We start from the raw sequence: 21,556 nt of genomic DNA on the forward strand, positions 1-21,556 counted from the left end.
TTGATTGTGAGCCGGTGCTGCCGAAAGATGGTGGCGGGCGGCAGACCGACCGAATTGAAAGGGAGCAACGAGATGACCACAGCAAAGCGCGCCAATCGGATTGGCCTGATCCTGTGTTTGCTGCCGGCGTTGTACTGTTTCGTCACCGTCGTTTACGCGCTTGTCAAATCGGCCGAATACGCGCACGGCACCCCGTTGGTGATCCGGTATGTCGTGGCCCCCGCGCTGATCGGCCTGTTTTTTCTGTGCGCCGCCCTCTTCCTGTCGCGGGAAACCCGGCTGATGGTCGGCATATACGCAACCGCCCTTTGGATCGGGCTGTTTGCGTTCGAGGCCTATGTCACGATCAAGGTACTGCCCGGGCGTCTGGGTCTGGTCGGGGTCGTGGGTGAGGATGTGAGCGTCGCGCAATATCAGCAGAACCTGCCACCGGCCTTCACCATCAAGCACCTGAACAACGTCATGGAAATCACCGATTTGGAGGATGCGATCCTTGCACCGATCCCCGGGCGCGAGATGTTGATGTGCTCGGTCTACGGCGATCCGGTGACGTATCGGCCGGACCGTTACGGGTTCAGAAATCCGGATTCGGTCTATAACGACGATATCGAGGTCATGTTGCTGGGCGATTCCTTTGTCGAGGGGTTTTGCCTGGATGACGGCCGGGACATGGCCAGCCATCTGCGCACGGAAATTCCCCAGCTTGTCAATACCGGACATCGCGGGGCAGGGCCCATGCTGGAACTGGCAACGCTGGGGCGGTATGGCCCGGAGCTCAAACCCGACGTGACGGTGTTTGCGTTCTTTGCGGGCAACGACTGGCGGAACCTGTACCGGGAAAAAGAGATATCGTGGCTGACACCCGTGCTTGACCCCGGAACCAAATTCGGCCCCGCCAAACACTCCCCCGAGCAGGTCGAGATCGCCTCGCAGGTGGTGCAGGACTGGTGGAAGACCACCACGTTGTCCTACAAGGATTTCCTTCGCAAGCAGCGGATCATACGCAACTTCTTTGCGCTGCAAAAAACCTCGGAGATCATCGGAATACACTATGCGCGGGCAACCAAGCCGACACCCGTTTATGCGCAGGTACTGGAGCGCGCGGCCGATATCGTCACGCAATGGGACGGCGAACTGGTGGTCGTTTTCATACCGCCTGCCCGCCGGTTCCAGGGCCTCGTGTCGCAGGATTTCATTCATGATCCGTTGCGGGTCATGGTGAAGGAGGCGGCGGATCAGGCGGGGCTGAGGTTGATCGACCTGACGGATGCATTTGAGGCGACCGATGATCCCAAATCTCTGTTTGCCGCGGATTCTCATTTCAATGAAGAAGGGGCAAAGCTGGCAGCTTCCACCATTGCAAAGGGATTGCGCAACCAGGGTCTGATGAACTGAGTTGCCGTATTGCATTCGCAGCATTGTGGTCTCGCGGATGGTGCTGCAGGGTGTCGGGCAGGGGATAGCGACATGAAGATTCTGTCATTCAAATCGGGACATGACGGCAGCGTTGCAGGGGTCGATGCGGCAGGGGGTGAGCTGCTGTTTTCCTATGAATCCGAAAAAGACAGCTTTCCCCGCTATACCTCGGTGACGCCGGACACGTTCATCGACTCAGGGCTCTGGTTTCGGGACCTGCCGGATGTGCTGGCGCTCAGCGGTTGGTCCACCTCAGGGGCACAGCATGTCACCACCTCGGGGGCGGGGTATTTCGGGATTGGCGACGGATCGCAGAATGTCGGCAAACGCACGTTCTTTGGCAAGGTTGTCGACTATTTTTCGTCCACCCATGAACGGGCGCATATCTGGGGCGCCTATGCGATGTCGCCATTCAACCAGGGTGAGCCGTGCTATGTTCTGGTTTGGGAAGGCGTTCTGGGCGACTTTTATGAGATCGACGCGCAGCTGAACCTGCATCATCTGGGGCGGGTGATGGAGGCCCCGGGCCAACGATATTCGTTTCTCTACGCGCTGGCCGATCCAAAGTTTCCCGATACCGCCCGGCGGATGCGGCGCGAGGATCCCGGCCGTCTGATGGCGGCCTGTGCGTTTGGGGAAAACGGATCAACCAACCCGGATGAACAGGCGCTGATCGACTATCTGCTTTCGTCCGAACCGGCGGCCGAGCTCTTGTGCAAGGACAAGCTGACCGGATCGCCCTTCTACAATATCGGCGTCGACGATCCGCGCCTGTGCCACGTTGCGGTCAAACTGTCGGATGCCATTTTCGACCGGTTTCACGCGGCAGCAGAGCAAAAGCTGACCAAAGGGTATCCGCTGATCATCACCGGTGGATGCGGGCTGAATTGCGACTGGAATACCAAATGGATGCGCAGCGGCCTGTTCAGCGATGTCTTCGTGCCGCCCTGCACCAGTGACTCGGGCTGCGCAATCGGGACAGCGGTGGACGCGATGCGCCACTATACCGGGCAAGCCAAACTGACCTGGAGCGTTTATGCCGGTCAGTCCTTTTGCGACGACAGGATCGACCACGAAGGTCTGACCATGTCCGAGCAGAATCCGCGCGACGTGGCTCAGGCGCTGATGGAGGGCCAGATCATCGGGTGGGCACGCGGCAACTGTGAAATCGGACCGCGCGCCTTGGGCAACCGGTCCATTCTGGCCTCTCCGTTCTCAGCCGAGGCGCGGCTGCGTCTGAACCGGGCCAAGAACCGCGCCGACATCAGCCCGGTTGCGCCGTCCTGTATTGAGGAAGATGTGGGCCGGCATTTCGATTCCACCCGCCCGTCGCCACATATGCTGTATTTTCAGAAGGTCACCGACCCGGCGCTCAAGGCCATCACCCATGTTGACGGATCGGCGCGGGTGCAGACGGTCGCGCGCAATCAAAACCCGATGTTCTACGACTTGCTGACCGAGTTTCGGGCAATTTCCGGCAGCGGGGTTCTGTGCAACACCTCCCTGAACTTCCGGGGGGCGGGTTTTATCAACAAAACCAGCGACCTCTGCCACTATGCGCGGTCGGCAGGGCTGGATGGGTTCGTGGCCGGAAACTCGTTTTACCGGTTTGCCTAGGTGATCCTCACCCGCATTTCGAATGCCCGCAGCTGCGGCAGGTCATGCAGCCCTCGATCATCACCATGTCGTATTGGCCGCAGGACGGACAGGCCTTGCCGCGCGGGGCGTCGGTGTTGACCACCTGCGCCTGCGGGTCGGATTTCAGGCCCATTCCTTCACCTTCAAGGAATCCGATGGCGATCATGTGATGCTCGATCACGCCACCGATGGCAGCCAGAATGGATGGGATGTACTTGCCCTTGACCCAGGCGCCGCCGCGCGGGTCGAACACGGCTTTCAGCTCTTCGACCACAAAGGACACGTCACCACCCCGCCGGAACACGGCTGAAATCATGCGTGTCAGGGCCAGCGTCCAGGCGTAGTGCTCCATATTCTTGGAGTTGATGAACACCTCGAACGGGCGGCGGCGGCCGGCGATGACGATATCGTTGATGGTCAGATAGATCGCATGCTCGCTGTCGGGCCATTTCAGCTTGTAGGTCGAGCCCTCGAGCGCCTGCGGGCGGTCCAGCGGTTCGGACATGTAGATCACGTCGCCGCCTTCGACCTCTTGCGGTGCATCGGCGCTTTCGCCCGGCACCTTGTCCGAGCTTTCCGAGACCGTCAGTACCGATCCGGTCACGTCATTGGGCCGGTAGGTGGTGCAGCCCTTGCAGCCCTGATCCCAGGCTTGCATGTAGACATCCTTGAAATCGTCGAACGAGATATCCTCGGGGCAGTTGATCGTCTTCGAGATCGAACTGTCGATCCATTTCTGCGCTGCCGCCTGCATCTTGACGTGATCCAGTGGCGTCAGCGTCTGGGCGTTGACGAAAAACTCTGGCAGTTCGGTATCCCCGAACTTGTCGCGCCAGAGTTGCACGGCGTAATCCACCACTTCTTCCTCGGTGCGCGAGCCGTCCTTCTGCAGCACCTTGCGGGTGTAGGCGTAGGCAAAGACCGGCTCGATCCCGGATGAGACATTGCCGGCATAAAGCGAGATCGTCCCGGTCGGCGCGATCGAGGTCAGCAGCGCGTTGCGGATGCCGTGTTCACGGATCGCGTCGCGCACATCCTCATCCATGGCCTGCATCGTGCCGCTGGACAGATAGGCGTCGGCGTCGAACAGGGGGAACGCCCCTTTCTCCTTCGCCAATTGCACCGACGCCAGATATGCGGCGCGGGCGATGGCGTGCAACCAGCGCTCGGTTTGGCGCGCCGCCTCGTCCGAGCCATAGCGCAGACCCAGCATCAGCAGAGCGTCGGCCAAGCCGGTGACGCCGAGGCCGATCCGGCGCTTGGCCTGCGCCTCGGCGGCCTGTTCCGGCAGCGGGAATTTCGAGGCGTCGACCACGTTGTCCATCATCCGGATCGCGGTGGCGACAAGCTCCTGCAGCGCGTCCTCATCCAGATGGGCCGCCTCTTCGAAAGGCTCTGCCACCAGCCGCGCCAGATTGATCGAGCCCAGCAGGCAGGCGCCATAAGGGGGCAGGGGTTGTTCGCCGCATGGGTTGGTGGCCGCGATGGTTTCCACATAGCTCAGGTTATTGGCCGCGTTGATCCGGTCGATGAAGATCACGCCCGGCTCGGCATAGTCATAGGTGGCCTGCATGATCTTGTTCCACAGATCGCGAGCCTGCACGGTGTGATAGACCTTGCCGTCGAATTGCAACTCCCACGGGCCGTCGGCCTTGACCGCCTCCATGAAGGCATCCGTCACCAGCACCGACATGTTGAACATGCGCAGACGGGCCGGGTCGGATTTGGCGGTGATGAACTGTTCGATATCCGGGTGATCGCAGCGCATGGTGGCCATCATCGCCCCCCGGCGCGAGCCTGCGGACATGATCGTGCGGCACATCGCATCCCATACGTCCATGAACGACAGCGGCCCCGAGGCATCCGCCGCCACCCCGTGCACATCCGCGCCGCGCGGGCGGATGGTCGAGAAATCATAGCCGATGCCGCCGCCCTGCTGCATAGTCAGCGCCGCCTCTTTCAGCATGTCGAAGATACCGGCCATGCTGTCGGGGATTGTGCCCATCACGAAACAGTTGAACAGGGTCACCTGCCGCGCGGTACCTGCGCCTGCGGTGATGCGCCCGGCGGGGAGGTATTTGAAATCCTCAAGTGCTTCGTAGAATTTCTGTTCCCAATGCGTTGGATCATCTTCGACCTTCGCCAGATCACGGGCGATGCGCCGCCAGGTGTCCTCGACAGTCTGGTCGATGGGCGTGCCGTCCGCCTGTTTGAAGCGGTACTTCATGTCCCAGATCTGCTCGGCAATGGGGGCGGCAAAGCGGCTCATGCTACAACTCTATAGGTGGTGGCAGTCAATCGAACCTCAACTATATATGACAACAAAGGCACCTTGCCAGCCAAAAAAAAATAGTACAATTCTGATTGACCGCTACAAATGCCCTTGGCACACTAGTTCGATCTCTATCATCAGCGGGATATGCTGTTGATAGGCGGTGGAGATGGAGGGGCTCGAACCCTCGGGGCTGTGGATGAGAAGCCGTACCCCGCACCATGCCATCCCCCAAAGATTGGTGCCTCGACAAAGTCGGGGCACCAATTCCACGAAACGTCTTGAGCATCTAAAGCACCAAAACTTTTTTCTCGGCGCTGCTACTGGTGATTCGTGATTTGCCGACAGTGGTACTCAGATTAAACCTGACGCCGAGTTCACCACAATAGGTTGATGAAAGCTGTCTGTGAGCTACAATATCAAGTCAGGCCTCTGGACGACTCTGTGGGGGAGTTGTGGATAAGTATGTGAACCTCATAAAACTTTCGGTCGGCTCGGAAAGCGTCGATACGCTGGCCGACTGGCAGTGCGCCCGTGCCGCCCAGGCCGAGGATGGCCTGCCGCGCCACGTCACCCGGATGTGGCCCAAGCGCGAGGCCGAGATTCTCAACGGTGGCTCGATCTACTGGGTGATCAAGGGGCTGGTGCAGTGCCGCCAGCGCATCTTGCGGCTGGACGAGGTGATCGGACAGGACGGCATCCGCCGCTGCGCCATCGTGCTCGACCCCGAACTGCACCGCACTCAGAGCGCACAAAAGCGGCCTTTCCAGGGCTGGCGCTATCTGAAACCCGAGGACACCCCGCCCGATCTGCCCAAAACCCGGGTACAGGACGACGCACTGCCGGACGATCTGAACCGGGCGCTGGCCGAGATCGGCGTTCTCTAGTCGCAGCTAACGAACAATCGGCTTATTTCAGGTAATCGGCGCAGATCGCGTTGGTTTTCTTGCGCTCCGACGACGTGTCGATCTTTTTCTTGGATTCGTCGCCGATCTTCTTGCCGTATTTCTGCACCGCATCCGCCAGCGCCTTGTCGATCCGCTTAAAGGCCTCATCCCGCACCTTGGCGGCGCCCTTGTCCTTGACCTCAACCGGTTTGCTCAGTTTGGGCGTCGTCGCCGCGTCAACCGCCTTGATGATGTCCTTGGCGTATTTCTTGACGCCGGCCTGCCACACTTTGACATGGCGTTTCTCGTGTTCGAACACGTGCTTGTAGCAGTCGTGTTTCTTGTCGATTGCCTTGTCGATCCAGACCCGTGTGCTGTAGACGACCTTGGCGCTGACCTCCTTGATGGCCAGCGTCTTGGTTTTGTTGATAGGGTCCGTGACCTCGTCCCAATGCAGCACCGGGGATTCAACGGCAGCCGAGGGCTTGGTCACCCCCAGGGTCTTGGTGGTTTTCAGACCGTCTTTCTCTTTCTGCAACTTACCGCTTGCCACGTGGCTCAGTTTGACCTTCTTGTCAAAGGACACATCGATACTGATCTTTGTCTTGCCGGCCACAGCATTCTCCATTCGTCATGAAATACACGTAAACAAAGGCGCACCTTATCAGATGCGCCCCGATCATGACAAATGAGGGGGCTCAGGCCGCCCGGTGCAGCCGGTCCAGCAGGTCGTCCAGGACAGTTTTATCCGCGTCCGCGCAGCGCGCCACGCGGCTGCGCCACAGCGTCGCCTGCGAGCGCAGGATCAGCCCGTCTTCAAGGATCTTGAGGTGATTGGCCCTGAGCGTCTCGCCGGTCGACGTGATATCGGCAATCGCCTCGGCGGTTTCGTTCTTGACCGTGCCTTCGGTCGCGCCTTGGCTGTCGACCAGCGCATAATCGGCAACCCCGCTGTCGGTCAGAAATTCACGCACCAGCCGGTGGTACTTGGTCGCGATCCGCAACCGGTGGCTATGTCGCGCTCTGAACGCTGCCGAGGCCGCGTCCAGATCGTCGAGCGTATCCACATCGACCCAGCAGGCCGGTACCGCGACGATCAGATCGGCCTGACCGAACCCCAGCGGCGCCACCTGTTCCACCTGCTGTTCCCAGCGCGGCAGTTTCTCATGCACCAGATCGGTGCCGGTCACGCCCAGATGGATGCGCCCGGCGGCCAGTTCGCGCGGGATCTCTCCGGCCGACAACAGCACCAGAGACATGCCGTCGATGCCGTCCACCCGACCCGCATATTCGCGGTCCGACCCGGTCCGGCTGAGCGTGATGCCCCGCTTTTCGAACCAGGCAAAGGTCTTTTCCATCAGCCGCCCTTTCGAGGGCACACCCAGCTTCAGGCTCATTGCGCACCCTCCTCAAGCTCGAGCATCAGGCCGGGGCGCAGCACGCCGCCGATGGCCGGGATCTCGGCGCCGTTGCCCAGTTGCCGGGTCAGCGCGTCATAACGCCCGCCGGTGGCGATGGGGGGCAGGTCCGGCCGGGTTTCGGGGTAAAAGCCAAAGACGAAGCCGTCATAGTATTCCATCGAGGTGCGGCCATAAGAGGCCTCGAAATCGAGCCCCGCAACATCCACCCCGCGCGCCTTCAGCGCCTCGATCCGCGCCTCGAGCCGGTCGAGCGCCGGGGTGATCTGCGGCAGATCGACGGCCACGTCGCGCAGTTGCTCCAATGCAAAGGGCATGGTCTCGCGCACGGCCAGCAATGTCTCCAGCCCCACCAACTCGTTGTCGGAAATCGGCGCGGCCTGGGCATCGGCGCGCAGGGCGTCGATGCGGTCGGCAATCTCGGCGCCGGTACGCTTGCCGATCTTTGGCATATCGCCTGCCAGGGGCTCGGCGGCCTCAAGCAGCGCGGCCCGGGTTGGCGGCACCGGCGCGCGCCCCGCAAACCGGTCGAGCAACGCCCGGAACCGGCGCGGGCGCCAGATATGGCGCATCAGCGCAGTCTTGCGGCGGTCGGTGGTGTTCAGCCCCCGCACCGCATCCATCAGGATGCCGATATCCCCGGTCGCGGCGCGCAGATGCAGCCCGTTCAGGGCCTCGGCAATCAGGGCAAACACCTCGGCATCGGCGGCGGCGGGGTTTTCGCGGTCAAAGACCTCGTATCCCACCTGGATATACTCGTTGGCCCGGTCCGGGTCGTGCTCCTGCCGCCGGAACACCTCGCCCGCATAGGTATAGCGGGCAGGTTCGGCGCCATACTCCATATGTTTCTGCACCACCGGCACCGTGTAGTCCGGGCGCAGCATCTGCTCGCCCCTCAGCGCGTCCGAGGTCACATAGGCGCGGCCCCGGATATCCTCGCCGTAAAGGTCCAGCAGGGTTTCCGCCGGCTGCAGGACCGGCGTTTCCACCGGCTCGGCCCCGGCGGCCTCGAAATAGCTCCGCAGGCGGGCGGCCCGCTCCAGCGTCTGGGCGCGGCTGGGCATCAGCCTTGCCCGCTTTGCGAGGCGAGGATCTCCCGCACCTTGGCCACCAGATCGCCGCGCGGCACTTCGAACTGGCTGGGGCGTTCCTTCCACTCTTCCAGCGTGGCGCTCTCGGCGATCTTTGCGCCAAGGATCAGGTCCTTGATCTGCACGATCCCCTTGGCCTTTTCGTCCCCGCCTTCGATGATAGCGACCGGAGAGTTGCGGCGGTCGGCATATTTGAGCTGGTTGCCGAAGTTCTTGGGATTTCCCAGATAAACCTCGGCCCGGATGCCCGCATTGCGCAGCTCGGCCACCATCGCCTGATAATCGGCCATACGGTCGCGATCCATGACGGTGACGACGACGGGGCCATGTTCAACGGCCCGAACGCGGCCCTTCTCGCGCAGCGCGGCGAGCAGACGGTCGACACCGATGGAGATACCGGTCGCGGGCACTTCCTGTCCGGTGAAGCGCTTGACCAGATCGTCATAGCGTCCACCGCCCGCAACCGAGCCAAACTGGCGCTTGCGCCCCTTTTCGTCGAAGATTTCAAAGGTCAGTTCAGCCTCATAGACCGGGCCGGTGTAGTACCCGAGACCGCGCACGACCGAGGGGTCGATCTCGATCCGATCCGCACCGTAGCCGCCTGCGTCGAGCAGTTCTCCGATGTGTTCCAGCTCGGCAATGCCGTCAGCACCGGTCTTGTTGTCGCCCACAGCGGCGCGCAAATTGGCTAGCGTTCCGGCAGTATCGGCAGCCTTGGAGGTCAGGAAAGCGATGACCGGCTCGGCCTGATCCTCGCTCAGCCCCACACCGTCGATGAACGCACCCGAGGCATCCAAGCGCCCTTTGGTCAGCAGCTCGCGCACGCCTTGCTCACCTACCTTGTCGAACTTGTCGATGGTGCGCAGCACGTTGTCGCGGGCCGTTTGGTCTTCACCCAGCCCCATCGCCTCAAGCACACCGTTCAGCACTTTGCGGTTATTGACGCGCACCAGATAGTCGCCGCGCGGGATGCCAACGGTCTCCAACGTGTCGCTGAGCATGGCGCAAATCTCGGCATCGGCGGCCATCGAAGCGGTACCAACGGTGTCCGCATCGCACTGATAGAACTGACGATACCGCCCCGGCCCCGGCTTTTCGTTGCGCCAGACCGGACCCATCGCATAGCGCCGATAGGGCGTAGGCAGGTCGTTGCGGTGCTGTGCGTAAACCCGGGCCAGAGGCGCAGTCAGGTCATAGCGCAGCGCCATCCAGTCGCCGTTGCCGCCCTCGTCGAACTCCTGCCAGGCAAAGACCCCCTCATTCGGGCGGTCCACATCCGGCAGGAACTTGCCCAGCGCCTCGACGGTCTCGACCGCGCTGCTCTCCAAGGCATCGAACCCGTAACGATGATAGACGCCAGCAATGGTCCGCAGCATCTCGGTGCGCTGCGTGACTTCCGAGCCGAAATAGTCACGGAACCCTTTTGGCGTGATCGCCTTGGGGCGGGGCTGTTTCTTGGGCTTGGCCATGATGGGCGTCCTCAGGGGATTGCAGTCGGGGCGGGGTCTAGCCGAAGGCCCGCGCAGGGGCAAGGCTGCGAGGGTCGCAACCGCCTGAGATACACGCACTTCCGGCCGCCAAATTTGTGAACAGGAAGAAGAACGCGCACCCTCTCGCTTCTTCTTGCCAAAAATACGCATGGCCGGACAGGGCGGCTCGGAGATGACTCAGATATCCGAGAAATCCCCGCCGCGTCCTTTCCCGGCCGCAAACCGCGCCGCACCTGCACGGCCCTCGGCGACAAAGGCGGCGGCGGATTGCCATTCGCGGCGCAGCGCGGCAGCCAGCGTCTCGGGCGGCATGCGGGCCGACAGGTGGTCGGCAAGCATGCAGGCCTGCGGAAAACGCGTCAATTCGCGCGCCAGAGCGGTTGCGCTGGCCAGCGCCGCCCCCTTGGGACAAACGCGATTGGCAAACCCCAGGGACAGCGCCTCATCCGTTTCGACGGGGCGCCCGGTGAGGATCAGATCATTGGTTCGGCCCTGTCCCAGAATGCCCGGCAGCCGCACGGTGCCGCCATCGATCAGCGGCACGCCCCAGCGGCGGCAGAAGACGCCGGTGACCGCCCCCTCGGCCATCACCCGCAGATCGCACCACGCCGCCAGTTCCATCCCACCCGCCACCGCGGGCCCCTCGATTGCGGCGATCACCGGTTTGGACAGCATCAGCCGCGTGGGTCCCATCGGTCCGGGAAGCGGATCGGAGATCGGATCTGACCAGTTCTCGGGCAAGCCAAGCCCCGCCAGCCAGCCGTCCGACGCGCCCGAGCCCGCCGCCTTCAGATCGAAGCCCGCGCAGAAATAACCGTCCGCGCCGGTCAGGATGGCAACGCGCTGGGTTTCATCCGCCTCAAAGGCCAGAAAGACCTCGTAAAGCGCCCGCGCCATGGCCGGGTCCACCGCGTTGCGGGTTTCGGGGCGGTTGATGGTGACGGTCGTTATCCCGTCCCGGCGCTCGGTGATGACGGTCATGGTCTCCTCCCTTGCACTCAGCCTCGGCGCCCCAGGCAGGGCTGGCAAGCGTGACGTTGCGCATGTATGACGCTGGCACGCATAGATCAGGAGACGCGCCCATGCAGCATCTTGAGGAACAGATCGCCCATCTGACCAAAACGGTGGATGAGTTGAGCGCGGAAACGGCACGGCAGCAGGACGAGATCGACCGGCTCACCCGGAAGGTCGAGATGCTGATGCAGCGCGAGGCGGCCCGGGAACAGGAAGGCACAGGCGGAGTGGTGCTCGGAGACGAGCGCCCGCCGCACTACTGAGCACCGGCAGTCCAAGTGCTGGCACGGCCTGTGTAAGTCGACAGCACCATGGGCTTTGTGCCGCACCTGTGTGCCCCGGCGCTAAGTCTTTGACTTGGTTGTGAATGGAGGCGAGTACCGGAATCGAACCGGTGTACACGGATTTGCAATCCGCTGCGTCACCACTCCGCCAACTCGCCTTATCAAGTGAAATCAAGCACTTGCCGTGGTGTGCATCGGGTTCTACCAACTTTCCGGAGCGGCGTCCAGAGGGGACACCTCGAAATTCATGCGAATTGCGCGAATTACCCGCGCGGCCCGGACCCGCGACGCCTTTTCGCGCGATGGGACGTTGCCGGTGTCGCGGGGATGTGGCAAAAGCCGGGTGACACACGGAAATGAAGAGCGATGAGATGACAGATTTCGCAGCCCGGCGCCGCATGATGGTCGACACCCAGATCCGGCCTTCCGACGTGACCAAGTTTCCCATCATCGACGCGATGCTGACGGTTGCGCGGGAACAGTTCGTGCCCGATGCGCAGCGCGAAGCGGCCTATGCCGGCGATCTGATGGATCTGGGCGAGGGGCGCTGTCTGCTCGAGCCTCGCACGCTGGCCAAGATACTGGACGCGCTGAACATTTCCAAGGATGAGATGGTGTTGGATGTGGCCCCGGCGCTGGGCTATTCGACCGCCGTGACCGCGCGCATGGCGCAGCTTGTCGTTGCTGTGGAAGAGGATGAGCAACTGGCCGAAGAGGCGCAGACGCTGCTGATGGACGCGGGCGCCGACAATGCGGTCGTGCATACCGGCCCGCTGGCCGAGGGCGCCGCAGAGCACGGGCCCTATGACGTGATCATGGTGCAGGGCGGGGTCGAAGAGGTGCCGCAGGCGCTGCTGGATCAGCTCAAGGATCACGGCCGGATTGCCTGCGTGTTCATGGAAGGCGACCTGGGCACCGTGCGCATCGGCCACAAGGCCGCGGGACGCGTAACCTGGCGCTATGCGTTCAATGCGGGCGCCCCGGTGTTGCCCGGATTCACCGGTGCACGTGCATTTGCGCTATAGTTCACAGCCAGAACTTTCCGTTGCCTTGCCATGACCTGCGCAAACGCGCAAACTGTGCGCAGAGCAATTAAAAAATTTTATGAGGCACGCGATGCGCAGAGTGGTTCGTGGAAAACTGACCAGAATGCTGGTTCTCACCGCCGGGGTTTCGCTGGCCGTGCTGGCACCACGCCAGGGCTGGGCGGACAATCTGACGGACGCCCTGATCGGGGCGTATAACACCAGCGGGCTGCTGGAGCAGAACAGGGCGCTGCTGCGCGCCGCTGACGAAGATGTGGCGATTGCGCTGTCGGCGCTGCGCCCGATCATCGATTGGACCGCGCGCATTCAGCAGGACTACAACCGGACCCGCACCGGCGCTCTGGTCACCGACAACGAGCCTGCGACCTTTTTCACCGGGCTGACCCTGCAGCAGTTGATCTACGATGGCGGCGCCTCGCTCCTGGGCAAGCAATCGGCGCAAGAGACGGTTCTGGCCACTCGGCAGACGCTGATACAGATCGAACAGCAGGTGCTGTTCCGGGCGGTGACGGCCTATCTCGGTGTTCTGCTGCAGGAAGAAACCGTCGCCATCCGTCAGAACAACGTGCGCCTTCTGGGCGAGGAACTGCGCGCCTCGCAGGACCGGTTCGAGGTGGGTGAGGTCACCCGCACCGACGTGGCCCTGTCGGAGTCGCGTCTGGCCAATGCGCGGGCCAACCTGGCCGATGCGCAAGGCGCGCTGAGCACCGCGCAGGCCGAATATGTCAACGCCGTGGGCCGTCAGCCGGGCCGCACCGCCGGTCAGCCGCGCCTGCCGCAGCAGCCCCGCTCGCTGGGGGATGCTGTGAACCTGGCCAATCGCAACCACCCGTCGATCCTGTCTGCGCAGCATCAGGTGCGGGCGCTGGACCTGACCGTCGAGCAGCAGCGCGCCGGATTGGGCCCCACGGTCCGGTTCCAGGCCGATGTGGGCATCACAGAGAACTTCCGCAACGACGACAATAGCAACACGGCCAGCGGAGCGCTGATCTACAGCCAGCCGATTTATGCTGGTGGCCGCCTGGCCGCTGTCGTGCGCCGGGCGATGGCCACCCGCGACGCCTCGCGCTCGAACCTGCTGAACGTGCAGAAGGACATCCGGCAAGGCGTCAACGACGCTTATGTACGGTTTCAGACCGCCAATGCCAGCCTGACCGCCTCGAACGAGCGTGTCCGGGCGGCGCAGGTAGCCTTTGACGGCATCCGCGAAGAGGCGACGCTGGGCGCGCGCACCACGCTGGACGTGCTGACGGCTGAGCAGGACCTGCTGGATGCGCAGCTCGCGCAGGTTTCCGCCCGTACCGAGCGATCTCTTGCCGCCTATCAGGTGCTGCAGGCGCAGGGTCTGCTGACCGCCGAACGGCTGGGTCTGGCGGTGCAAATCTATGATCCCACGCTCTATTACAACCTGGTCAAGGGCGCCCCGGCGCAGGTCAGCAAACAGAGCCGAGATCTGGATCGGGTCCTCAAGGCATTGGGGAAACAGTGAATTGCCATACTATCTGTTGTGAGGTGGCCTGACATTCGCTACACTCAAACCCGAGGGCAAGAGTGGTAGAAAAAATGATGTCAGAACCTGTCGCACAAGTTGAGATCGAGGATGTGTTGTCCTCGATTCGCCGTCTGGTCAGCGAAGAGGGCCGCAAGGAACTGCGCCCCGCGCCCCGGACCCCACAGCAAAAGCCGGATCGTCTGATCCTGACCCCGGCGCTGCGTATTGCTACGCCAGCCGATGCCAACCCGCATTGCGCCGCCAATCTGGCGGACCGCGATGTGCCGGGGAAGGCGGTCGCGAACGCCGAGGACAAGGAGACGGGCCGGGCGTTTGACATGGACCTGTCCAAGCCGATGCTGTTGCGCCCGGTGGATGCGGTCTGGATCGAAGGGCGGGACGTCACGCCCGCCAATTCTCCGCTGGAAATCAAACCCGCGGCGGAGGCGGAAGAGACCGCCGAAGACGCAGGCTGGCAACCTGAACCCGCGATCGAACTCAGCCAGAAGCATCTGGCCGACAGCCTCAGTGCCAAGATCGAAGCGCTGGAAGCCGCGATTGCCCAGACCGAGGATCAGTGGGAACCGGATGGCGAAAGCGACGATGACTATTCCGGAACCTGGACCCGCAGCCTGAATTGGCAGGACGGCGACATGGCCGCCAAGCTTGAGGCTGAAATCCGCGCCGAGCTTGAGGCCAGTATGGCAGAACCGGTGGCCGACCTGATGCCCGAGCTGACGGATGAGCCCGAGCAGGTTCAGAGCGATGAGCCCGAGGTGATCGAGGCGCAGGCTGACCCCGTTGTTGAGCCTGCGGAAGCTGAGGACACCAGCGAAACTGCAGCCAGCCCTGCACCGGCAGAAGAGGCGGTGCTGGACGAGGAAACTCTACGCCTGATGGTGGCCGATATCGTCCGTCAGGAGCTGCAGGGGGCGCTGGGTGAGCGCATCACCCGCAATGTGCGCAAACTGGTCCGGCGTGAGGTTCACCGCGCGCTGACGGCGAAGGAACTGGAATAGCACGCTAGCCGCGCCCAAAGCGCAGTTCAGAAATCACAGCGGCACGCCGGAGTCACATCCGGGTGCCGCTTTTGGGTTTTTCTGCCAGTGACAGCAGCAGGTCCAGATCCATATGCTGCTCAAGATGATCCGCCAGCGCGTCCAGCGTCCGGTCCACACCGTCCTCATAGGCCACATCTGACGCGACACCCAGCCCCGCCAGATAGCTGGTGCGGAAGGCATCCGAGGCGAAGAGCCCGTGCAGGTAGCTGCCCCTGATACGGCCGTCGGCACTGGCCGCACCTTCGGGCCGCCCCTCGACCTCGAGCCATGCGCGCGCGCAATCCGGCCCCTCGGTCCGGCCCATATGGATCTCATAGCCCGCGACCGGCTCGCCACCGGGCAGGGCCTTGGCCGCGCGCAGCGTGACCTGCTTTTGCCCGGCCATGACCGTCTCTACATCGAGCAGGCCCAGACCGTTGACCGTGCCGGGGCGGCCATCCACCCCGTCAGGGTCGGCGATGGTCCGACCCAGCATCTGATAACCGCCACATAGACCCAGAACGTGCCCGCCACGCCGCACATGGGCATAGAGGTCGATATCCCAGCCCTGCGCCCGAAAATAGGCCAGATCGCCGATGGTGGATTTGCTGCCGGGCAGCAGTACCAGATCGGCATCTCCGGGCAAGGGGCGACCAGCGGGGATGACCTCGACCGTAAGTCCGGGCTCGGCGGCCAGCGGATCGAGATCGTCGAAATTCGCCATCCGCTCCAATTGCGGCACTGCCACCTTGCAGGCGCCGCCTGCGTGCGAGCGGATGTCCATCATGTCCTCGGCGGGCAGGCGCCAGGCGTCGTTGAACCACGGCACCACGCCCAGACAGGGCCAGCCGGTGCGGGCGGCGATATCGTCACGGCCCTCGTCGAACAGCGACACGTCGCCCTTGAACCGGTTCACTGCAAAGCCCCGGATCGTCGCCAGATCATCCGGGTCCAGCACCGCCTGCGTGCCCACCAGCTGTGCGATCACGCCGCCCCGGTGAATGTCACCCACCAGCACCACCGGCACACCTGCCGCGCAGGCAAAGCCCATATTGGCGATGTCGCCCTGGCGCAGATTGGTCTCGGCCGGGCTGCCCGCGCCCTCGATCAGCACCAGATCGGCATCGGCGCACAGCCGGTCGAAACTGTCCAGCGCCGCCCCCAGAAGCTTGGACTTGTGCTTGCGGTAATCGCCCGCCTTCATCGTGCCCGCCCGCTGGCCCTGCACGATGATCTGCGCGCCGGTATCGGTCTCGGGCTTGAGCAGGATCGGGTTCATATCCGTATGGGTGGGCCGCATGGCGGCGCGCGCCTGCAGCGCCTGCGCCCGCCCGATCTCGCCGCCGTTTTCGGTCACGGCGGCGTTGTTCGACATGTTCTGCGGCTTGAACGGTGCCACCCGCAGCCCGCGCCGGGTGTAGGCCCGCGCCAGACCGGCGACCAGAACCGACTTGCCGACATTGCTGCCGGTGCCCTGAATCATGATGGACCGAACCATGGCCTGCCTCCTATGCTGAGGCGCAGATGACCCGATTTGGGGACAAAGGAAAAGGCCGGTGAACACGCCCGCGCATCTTTTGATCGGCGCCGCCGCCTTTGGTGCGCCCGGCGAGCGGCGCACCATGGCAGCTGCGCTGGCCGGGGCGCTGCTACCGGACCTGTCGCTCTATCTGATGGCGGGCACGTCGCTGTATGTCCTGAACATCCCCGAGCAGGTGGTGTTCGACAGGTTGTACTTTTCGTCCGCCTGGCAAACCGTCTTTGCCATCGACAACTCGTTCCTGCTGTGGGGAGCGGTTCTGCTGGTGGCGATCCGGCTGGGCTGGGCGCCGATGATGGCGTTTGCAAGCGCCGGGCTTTTGCATCTGGCCACCGATTTCGTGCTGCATGCCGGCGATGGCAGGCCGCATTTCTGGCCGCTGTCGGACTGGGTGTTTGACAGCCCGCTCAGCTATTGGGACCGAACGCATCACGCCTTGTGGATCGCGCCGGTGGCGGCGCTGGCCTGTCTGGCGGCCTACACTGTTCTCTGGCGCAAGGGGATCGGCCTCTGGGGCAGGTTGGGCTTTGGCGCGCTGCTGGCAGCCGAGCTATGGGTGGCCCGTCAGTGGATCCTGTATTTCTGAGGGCTCAAAAAAACACGCTCCCGTTCTGGGAGCGCGTTTTTCCAATCCAAGGTAGGCTGGTTCAGGCGGCTTCGGCCTGTTGCGCGGCGTTGCGCCGTTCGCTTTCCTCGCGCGACAGCGCGACCGAGGTCCGCACCCCGCGGCCCACGAATTCCATCAGGCCGCTCACGACCCGCTCATTGGGGTCGATACCGGCGCAGCTCAGCACTTCGCGCCCATCACGCGAACGTGCCCAACGGGCGATCTGCTCGGGCCCGTTGCCGTATTTCTTGTCGTCCGCAATGGCATCATCCAATGCGGCCAGCACAACAGCCGCAAACAGCTTGCGAGCGCGGTTGCCCTGCTCGTTGTTAAAGGCGGTGCCGTCAACGAAATCTCTCATCTCGTCTTCCTTGTTGTTCTTGCTCTTGCAATTTTCGGCGTGGCGATCCTTATGACCGATCCGGCTCGATTCGGATACAGTAGAAATGCATAATTGTGTTGCAAATTTTGCATAGCTTGCTGCACGTGCAGCACTAGGTGTCGTTGTCTTGCCAGCATCGGTCACGCCAGATATAGGGGCAACGATTGGTGCATCAACCATGTGTGAAGGAATAATGTCATGCCCAAGATCAACGGGAACGAGATTCGCCCAGGCAATGTTCTGGAGCATAACGATGGCCTGTGGGCCGCGGTGAAGGTTGACCACGTAAAACCCGGAAAGGGCGGCGCTTTTGCCCAGGTCGAGCTGCGCAACCTGCGCAACGGGTCCAAGCTGAACGAACGTTTCCGCTCGGCGGACAAGGTCGAGCGGGTGCGGCTGGAACAGAAGGATCAGCAGTTCCTCTATGAAAATGACGGGATGCTGGTCTTCATGGACACCGAGACCTACGAACAGATCGAACTGCCGGCCGATCTCTTGGGCGATCGCCGCCCGTTTCTGCAGGACGGCATGACCATCGTGGTCGAGTTCTACGAGGCCGAGGCGCTGAACGCCACGCTGCCCCAGAAAGTCACCTGCAAGATCGTCGAGACCGAGCCGGTGGTCAAAGGCCAGACCGCGGCCAATTCGTTCAAGCCGGCGATTCTCGACAACGGCGTCAAGGTCATGGTGCCGCCCTTCATCGGGCAGGACGAGATGATCGTGGTGAACACCGAAACCATGGAATACTCCGAACGCGCATGACGTTGCGTTCCGGAACACGGCGCTTGATCCGAGATCTGAGGCCGCTCCGCCCGGGGCGGCTTTCTTCATGAAAACCGGGGCAGAAACTATGCCCGCTGCCTGGTGGCGGCAGGTCCGAAAATCTCAAGCAGCAGTTCATATTTGATCCGGTTGGCGCTGACTTGCCGGTAGAAGGCGATCAGGAACGCCGTCGGCCCCTGAATGCGTGCCAGACCGCTGGTCGCGGCCACCACGGTGCCGACATCCGTGCGCCCGTTCAGCACCAGCCAGCCGCCCAGCATCAGCACCGCAACCGTGCCCGCGCCGTTGATCATGCTGAGCAGGAATTTGGCCGACAGCTTCCATAGAAACATCTGCCGTCGCGTCTCGAATATGGCGTCGAACCGGTCGGTCACCTCGCGCGTCACCGCCTCGATCTGCTCTGCCGTCAGCCGGTCGGTGGCGGCTCTCAGAACCCGCACCCGCTCGGCCACAAAAACGTTCACCTTGCGCTGCGAGATCAGGACGATGGCGATCTGCGGCAGGATCATCGACAGCGCGATCAGGCCCAGCCCCGGCTGGGTCGATGAGATATAGCCGATCACGCTGATCAGCGTGCCGATCTGCACCACCGGCTCGGAAAAGGCGGCACCGGCGAATTTGCCAAGCTCCTCGGCCTCGGCCGAGACGGCGGTGGTCAGCGTGCCTCGGCGCACGTCTTCTCCGCTTTCATCTGCATCCACCGCCCGGGTCAGCAGCCGCTGCCGGATCAGGCGGATCACATCCTCGCCCAGCGTGCCGCTGCGAAAGCCCAGCAGCCATTTCAGACCCAAACTCAGCCCGATCACCGCCATCATGCCCGCGCCTAATAGATAGAGCTGCGCGGTATCCAGCCCGCCTTTGGTCAGCAGGTTGATGATATTGCGCTGAAACTCCAGCGGGGCTGCGGCCAGCGCGGCGATGGCGATGGAGAGCACAATCAGGACGACCTGACGCCCGGCGCTGACGCGCCAGATTGCGGCATAGAGTTGAAACATGAGCGCATCCCGGTCCAGTGGATGGCGCAAGTCTGGGGCGGCCGCGCCCGGAGTTCAAACCGTGCAGGCCCCGCCGGGGCCGCGTCGTGCCCCAATGGCCACAGCCCGTTTAGGGCAAGCGCACGGAAGTCTCACCCGCCTGCATCTCCCCCTTCGCCCGGTCCAGCCGCAGATAGGCGATGCCCCGCCCGCCGGATTGGGTAAAGAGCGTGCCTGCGACTTTGCCATCCGCCTTGATCTCGGCCCCGACAGGTGCACTGCCGTCGATCTCGACCACCCGCAGCCCCTTGCGCAGCTCGGTCTTGTGTTTCATGCGCGCCGTGACCTCCTGACCGACGTAACAGCCCTTCTTGAAATCCACCCCGTTTAGCGTCTCGAACCCGGATTCCAGAACATAGCTGTCGGGCGTCAACTCGATCCCGCTTTCAGGGATGCAATGAGCCACCCGGATCGCATCCCAGTCGCTGCCATCGTCGCTCTCGGGCGCTTCGGTGTAGGCCCGCCAGCCCATATCCGCGTGCCGCGGGTCGGGCAGCGCACCCTCGGGGGCGGGACCGGTGCCGCGCTGCACCTGCAACCCGCTCTCGGCAATCGTCACGTCAGCGCGCAGCTTGTACATGCCCAGCCGTTTGACCAGCATGTCGGCCAGATCCTCGGCCACATCCAGCAGCACCCCGTCACCATCCCGGGCCAAGAAGAAATCGGCGATATACTTGCCTTGCGGCGTCAGCAGCGCCGCATAGACCAGCCCCTGTTCCAGCCGGGCGATGTCATTGGTGACCAGCCCCTGCAGGAAATCCTCGGTGTCTTTGCCGGTCAGGCGCAGGATGCGGCGGGTGGGCATGGGCGGTCCTCATGATCTGTTCGGACCCCGTGATATAGGAGATCATGGCCCCAAGACCAGAGCCGAGATAACCGTTCTACTTGGCCCGCTTCCCCTGACCCCGGCGCGGCGTGGGGGCGGCGCCCCGGCTCGCCCGCAGTTCGACAATCGATTTGCCCAGCCGGAACGGCGCCGCGAAGCTGACCAGACACAGGGCGATGATCTGCAACAGCAGGATCTCGGCGTTGTCCTGCAGATACTCCCACTCATCCTTGAGCTTGCCGACCTGCTCGACGAGATCGTCATAGCTCTGCGCGATGATCAGGTAATCCCCTGCAATCGCGGGCACCTTGCGGCGCAGGTTGTCGATGGCGGCCTGGGTGGGTTCGTCCAGCGACGTGAAGACCAGGAACTGGTCGATCTCGAACGCATCCGCCTGCGCCACCTTCTCGCGCATCTCGTCCATGTCGTCCTTGTCCGACCCGCCGAACAGGAAATTCAGCCCCTGCAGCGGCGCCACCTCGTTGGTGACGGCGATGAACAGCGGCAGCTCGGAATTGCTGGCGGTCGAGGCGGACAGGAACTCGACCTTTTCGCACAGAACAGCGGTATCGGGATCATAGGCCGGATCGCAGAACCGCAGCCGGAACCGCGCGGCGTCGCGGTCAAAGGCGAGGCTGGCGGCATAGGCCACGTCGATCTGCCGGTCGAGGCGCGAGCTGTCGGCGGTATAAAGTCCAGCTAAAACAGCAACTAAAGCGCCGATGCCGCCCAGCACGACCCAGACCAGATCCGCCAGCTTCCACGCCCGGTGCCCGGCGGGTTTGCGGAACAGGAACGCGGTGCCGACCGATCCGATCAGAAAGAACAGGATCAGCAGCGGCAACTGGTTATCGGCAATGAACGTCATGTGAGGGAGTTTACGGGGGCAGGGGGCTCAGGCAACCGTCCTCACGAAGTTGTAGGGTTGCGGTGTTTTGTTCGTCTTGTACCGGCTCCGGGGCGGGGTTTGTTTGTTTTGTACAAAATGTTTTTTGGCGTGTGGTGAGCGAGGTGTGGGGCGGTTTTCGTGGTCCTGTTTGTTGGAGGGGTGGCGGGCTGAAGCCCGCCCTGCGGTTCGTGGAAACGCCGCGCCCTATCCAATCCAATGCATGATGCGAAGCATCATGCACGCGCTCGCCCCACCCCGTCACGCCGCAGGCGTGCCTGCGGCACGACGCGGGCGCGTTCCGCAGGCACCCTCGGGCCGGGGCGCGAGGTTTGCGGTTGAGGTAGGATGGGTGTTTACACCCATCGCTGCGTCACAGAGAATTCTGAATGATGGGTGCGAGCACCCAT

At 62.9% G+C, this 21,556-nt stretch carries 20 protein-coding genes and 1 tRNA gene; 9 read left to right on the forward strand and 12 right to left on the reverse strand.

Annotated elements, in window-relative coordinates; all coding sequences use genetic code 11:
- Positions 1 to 72 precede the first annotated feature (72 nt).
- Positions 73 to 1,395 carry an SGNH/GDSL hydrolase family protein gene (locus AB3N21_RS03425; RefSeq protein ID WP_367933876.1) on the forward strand — a complete coding sequence of 441 codons (1,323 nt, stop codon included), beginning with the start codon at positions 73 to 75 and terminating at the stop codon, positions 1,393 to 1,395.
- A gap of 72 nt (positions 1,396 to 1,467) precedes the next feature.
- Positions 1,468 to 3,033 carry a carbamoyltransferase C-terminal domain-containing protein gene (locus AB3N21_RS03430; protein WP_367933877.1) on the forward strand — a complete coding sequence of 522 codons (1,566 nt, stop codon included), beginning with the start codon at positions 1,468 to 1,470 and terminating at the stop codon, positions 3,031 to 3,033.
- 7 nt (positions 3,034 to 3,040) lie between these two features.
- On the opposite strand, the gene AB3N21_RS03435 is transcribed toward AB3N21_RS03430, so the two are convergent.
- Positions 3,041 to 5,323 carry an adenosylcobalamin-dependent ribonucleoside-diphosphate reductase gene (locus tag AB3N21_RS03435; protein WP_367933878.1) on the reverse strand — a complete coding sequence of 761 codons (2,283 nt, stop codon included), beginning with the start codon at positions 5,321 to 5,323 and terminating at the stop codon, positions 3,041 to 3,043.
- 458 nt (positions 5,324 to 5,781) lie between these two features.
- On the opposite strand from AB3N21_RS03435, the gene AB3N21_RS03440 reads away from it, so the two are divergent.
- The gene (locus AB3N21_RS03440; protein WP_367933879.1) at positions 5,782 to 6,213 is read left to right on the forward strand and encodes a DUF1489 family protein; all 432 of its coding nucleotides are present in this window, start codon (positions 5,782 to 5,784) and stop codon (positions 6,211 to 6,213) included.
- A 22-nt stretch (positions 6,214 to 6,235) separates the two neighbouring features.
- Here the strand turns inward: AB3N21_RS03440 and AB3N21_RS03445 are convergent, their stop codons facing one another.
- The 5 genes from AB3N21_RS03445 to AB3N21_RS03465 form a co-directional block, all read right to left on the reverse strand.
- Positions 6,236 to 6,829, reverse strand: coding sequence for a hypothetical protein (locus tag AB3N21_RS03445; protein ID WP_367933880.1), 594 nt, complete (start codon positions 6,827 to 6,829; stop codon positions 6,236 to 6,238).
- Between the two features lie 82 nt (positions 6,830 to 6,911).
- A complete protein-coding gene (gene hisG, locus AB3N21_RS03450) occupies positions 6,912 to 7,610 on the reverse strand; it encodes an ATP phosphoribosyltransferase (RefSeq protein ID WP_367933881.1) in 699 nt (232 codons plus the stop codon).
- Positions 7,607 to 8,695: an ATP phosphoribosyltransferase regulatory subunit gene (locus AB3N21_RS03455; RefSeq protein ID WP_367933882.1), complete on the reverse strand. Its 1,089-nt coding sequence runs from the start codon at positions 8,693 to 8,695 to the stop codon at positions 7,607 to 7,609. The genes hisG and AB3N21_RS03455 overlap by 4 nt, the downstream gene beginning before the upstream one ends.
- Positions 8,695 to 10,191 carry a histidine--tRNA ligase gene (gene hisS, locus AB3N21_RS03460; protein WP_367933883.1) on the reverse strand — a complete coding sequence of 499 codons (1,497 nt, stop codon included), beginning with the start codon at positions 10,189 to 10,191 and terminating at the stop codon, positions 8,695 to 8,697. Before hisS ends, AB3N21_RS03455 begins: the two co-directional genes overlap by 1 nt.
- 198 nt (positions 10,192 to 10,389) lie before the next feature.
- Positions 10,390 to 11,193 carry a crotonase/enoyl-CoA hydratase family protein gene (locus AB3N21_RS03465; protein ID WP_367933884.1) on the reverse strand — a complete coding sequence of 268 codons (804 nt, stop codon included), beginning with the start codon at positions 11,191 to 11,193 and terminating at the stop codon, positions 10,390 to 10,392.
- A 101-nt stretch (positions 11,194 to 11,294) separates the two neighbouring features.
- Here AB3N21_RS03465 and AB3N21_RS03470 point away from each other — a divergent pair, with 101 nt between their 5' ends.
- A complete protein-coding gene (locus AB3N21_RS03470; RefSeq protein WP_171179952.1) occupies positions 11,295 to 11,489 on the forward strand; it encodes a SlyX family protein in 195 nt (64 codons plus the stop codon).
- A 105-nt stretch (positions 11,490 to 11,594) separates the two neighbouring features.
- On the opposite strand, the gene AB3N21_RS03475 is transcribed toward AB3N21_RS03470, so the two are convergent.
- Positions 11,595 to 11,668: transfer RNA gene (locus AB3N21_RS03475), tRNA-Cys, on the reverse strand.
- A gap of 213 nt (positions 11,669 to 11,881) precedes the next feature.
- Between AB3N21_RS03475 and AB3N21_RS03480 the strand changes: the two genes are divergently transcribed.
- From AB3N21_RS03480 to AB3N21_RS03490, 3 genes are all read left to right on the forward strand, one after another.
- Positions 11,882 to 12,535, forward strand: a complete 654-nt coding sequence (locus tag AB3N21_RS03480) for a protein-L-isoaspartate O-methyltransferase (RefSeq protein ID WP_367933885.1) — start codon at positions 11,882 to 11,884, stop codon at positions 12,533 to 12,535.
- A 91-nt stretch (positions 12,536 to 12,626) separates the two neighbouring features.
- Positions 12,627 to 14,045 (forward strand): TolC family outer membrane protein, encoded by a 1,419-nt coding sequence (locus AB3N21_RS03485; protein ID WP_171179947.1) that lies wholly within the window; start codon positions 12,627 to 12,629, stop codon positions 14,043 to 14,045.
- 77 nt (positions 14,046 to 14,122) lie between these two features.
- A complete protein-coding gene (locus tag AB3N21_RS03490) occupies positions 14,123 to 15,067 on the forward strand; it encodes a hypothetical protein (RefSeq protein ID WP_367933886.1) in 945 nt (314 codons plus the stop codon).
- Between the two features lie 52 nt (positions 15,068 to 15,119).
- On the opposite strand, the gene AB3N21_RS03495 is transcribed toward AB3N21_RS03490, so the two are convergent.
- Positions 15,120 to 16,586 carry a cobyric acid synthase gene (locus AB3N21_RS03495; protein ID WP_367933887.1) on the reverse strand — a complete coding sequence of 489 codons (1,467 nt, stop codon included), beginning with the start codon at positions 16,584 to 16,586 and terminating at the stop codon, positions 15,120 to 15,122.
- A gap of 58 nt (positions 16,587 to 16,644) precedes the next feature.
- On the opposite strand from AB3N21_RS03495, the gene AB3N21_RS03500 reads away from it, so the two are divergent.
- Positions 16,645 to 17,214: a cobalamin biosynthesis protein CobQ gene (locus AB3N21_RS03500; RefSeq protein ID WP_367933888.1), complete on the forward strand. Its 570-nt coding sequence runs from the start codon at positions 16,645 to 16,647 to the stop codon at positions 17,212 to 17,214.
- Between the two features lie 61 nt (positions 17,215 to 17,275).
- Here AB3N21_RS03500 and AB3N21_RS03505 read toward each other — a convergent pair whose 3' ends face one another.
- The gene (locus AB3N21_RS03505; RefSeq protein ID WP_037310273.1) at positions 17,276 to 17,596 is read right to left on the reverse strand and encodes a DUF6280 family protein; all 321 of its coding nucleotides are present in this window, start codon (positions 17,594 to 17,596) and stop codon (positions 17,276 to 17,278) included.
- A gap of 219 nt (positions 17,597 to 17,815) precedes the next feature.
- On the opposite strand from AB3N21_RS03505, the gene efp reads away from it, so the two are divergent.
- On the forward strand, positions 17,816 to 18,379 hold the full coding sequence (gene efp / locus AB3N21_RS03510; protein ID WP_171179940.1) for an elongation factor P: 564 nt from the start codon (positions 17,816 to 17,818) through the stop codon (positions 18,377 to 18,379).
- Positions 18,380 to 18,465: 86 nt separating this feature from the next.
- Here efp and AB3N21_RS03515 read toward each other — a convergent pair whose 3' ends face one another.
- The 3 genes from AB3N21_RS03515 to AB3N21_RS03525 all read right to left on the reverse strand — a co-directional run bounded on the left by AB3N21_RS03515 (position 18,466) and on the right by AB3N21_RS03525 (position 21,128).
- The gene (locus AB3N21_RS03515; RefSeq protein ID WP_367933889.1) at positions 18,466 to 19,395 is read right to left on the reverse strand and encodes an ABC transporter transmembrane domain-containing protein; all 930 of its coding nucleotides are present in this window, start codon (positions 19,393 to 19,395) and stop codon (positions 18,466 to 18,468) included.
- Between the two features lie 109 nt (positions 19,396 to 19,504).
- On the reverse strand, positions 19,505 to 20,239 hold the full coding sequence (locus AB3N21_RS03520; protein ID WP_367933890.1) for a folate-binding protein YgfZ: 735 nt from the start codon (positions 20,237 to 20,239) through the stop codon (positions 19,505 to 19,507).
- Between the two features lie 76 nt (positions 20,240 to 20,315).
- A complete protein-coding gene (locus tag AB3N21_RS03525; RefSeq protein WP_171178508.1) occupies positions 20,316 to 21,128 on the reverse strand; it encodes a hypothetical protein in 813 nt (270 codons plus the stop codon).
- Positions 21,129 to 21,556: the final 428 nt, after the last annotated feature.

This window comes from Ruegeria sp., from assembly GCF_040830605.1.
Classification (GTDB): Bacteria; Pseudomonadota; Alphaproteobacteria; order Rhodobacterales; family Rhodobacteraceae; genus Ruegeria.

Coding starts and splice junctions, on each gene's coding strand:
- AB3N21_RS03470 (WP_171179952.1), top strand. CDS start 11,295: ATGCAGCATCTTGAGGAACAGATCGCCCATCTGACCAAAACGGTGGAT.
- AB3N21_RS03465 (WP_367933884.1), bottom strand. CDS start 11,193: ATGACCGTCATCACCGAGCGCCGGGACGGGATAACGACCGTCACCATC.
- AB3N21_RS03455 (WP_367933882.1), bottom strand. CDS start 8,695: ATGCCCAGCCGCGCCCAGACGCTGGAGCGGGCCGCCCGCCTGCGGAGC.
- efp (WP_171179940.1), top strand. CDS start 17,816: ATGCCCAAGATCAACGGGAACGAGATTCGCCCAGGCAATGTTCTGGAG.
- AB3N21_RS03490 (WP_367933886.1), top strand. CDS start 14,123: ATGTCAGAACCTGTCGCACAAGTTGAGATCGAGGATGTGTTGTCCTCG.
- hisG (WP_367933881.1), bottom strand. CDS start 7,610: ATGAGCCTGAAGCTGGGTGTGCCCTCGAAAGGGCGGCTGATGGAAAAG.
- AB3N21_RS03430 (WP_367933877.1), top strand. CDS start 1,468: ATGAAGATTCTGTCATTCAAATCGGGACATGACGGCAGCGTTGCAGGG.
- AB3N21_RS03485 (WP_171179947.1), top strand. CDS start 12,627: ATGCGCAGAGTGGTTCGTGGAAAACTGACCAGAATGCTGGTTCTCACC.
- AB3N21_RS03425 (WP_367933876.1), top strand. CDS start 73: ATGACCACAGCAAAGCGCGCCAATCGGATTGGCCTGATCCTGTGTTTG.
- AB3N21_RS03520 (WP_367933890.1), bottom strand. CDS start 20,239: ATGCCCACCCGCCGCATCCTGCGCCTGACCGGCAAAGACACCGAGGAT.
- AB3N21_RS03515 (WP_367933889.1), bottom strand. CDS start 19,395: ATGTTTCAACTCTATGCCGCAATCTGGCGCGTCAGCGCCGGGCGTCAG.
- hisS (WP_367933883.1), bottom strand. CDS start 10,191: ATGGCCAAGCCCAAGAAACAGCCCCGCCCCAAGGCGATCACGCCAAAA.
- AB3N21_RS03480 (WP_367933885.1), top strand. CDS start 11,882: ATGACAGATTTCGCAGCCCGGCGCCGCATGATGGTCGACACCCAGATC.
- AB3N21_RS03505 (WP_037310273.1), bottom strand. CDS start 17,596: ATGAGAGATTTCGTTGACGGCACCGCCTTTAACAACGAGCAGGGCAAC.
- AB3N21_RS03525 (WP_171178508.1), bottom strand. CDS start 21,128: ATGACGTTCATTGCCGATAACCAGTTGCCGCTGCTGATCCTGTTCTTT.
- AB3N21_RS03495 (WP_367933887.1), bottom strand. CDS start 16,586: ATGGTTCGGTCCATCATGATTCAGGGCACCGGCAGCAATGTCGGCAAG.
- AB3N21_RS03435 (WP_367933878.1), bottom strand. CDS start 5,323: ATGAGCCGCTTTGCCGCCCCCATTGCCGAGCAGATCTGGGACATGAAG.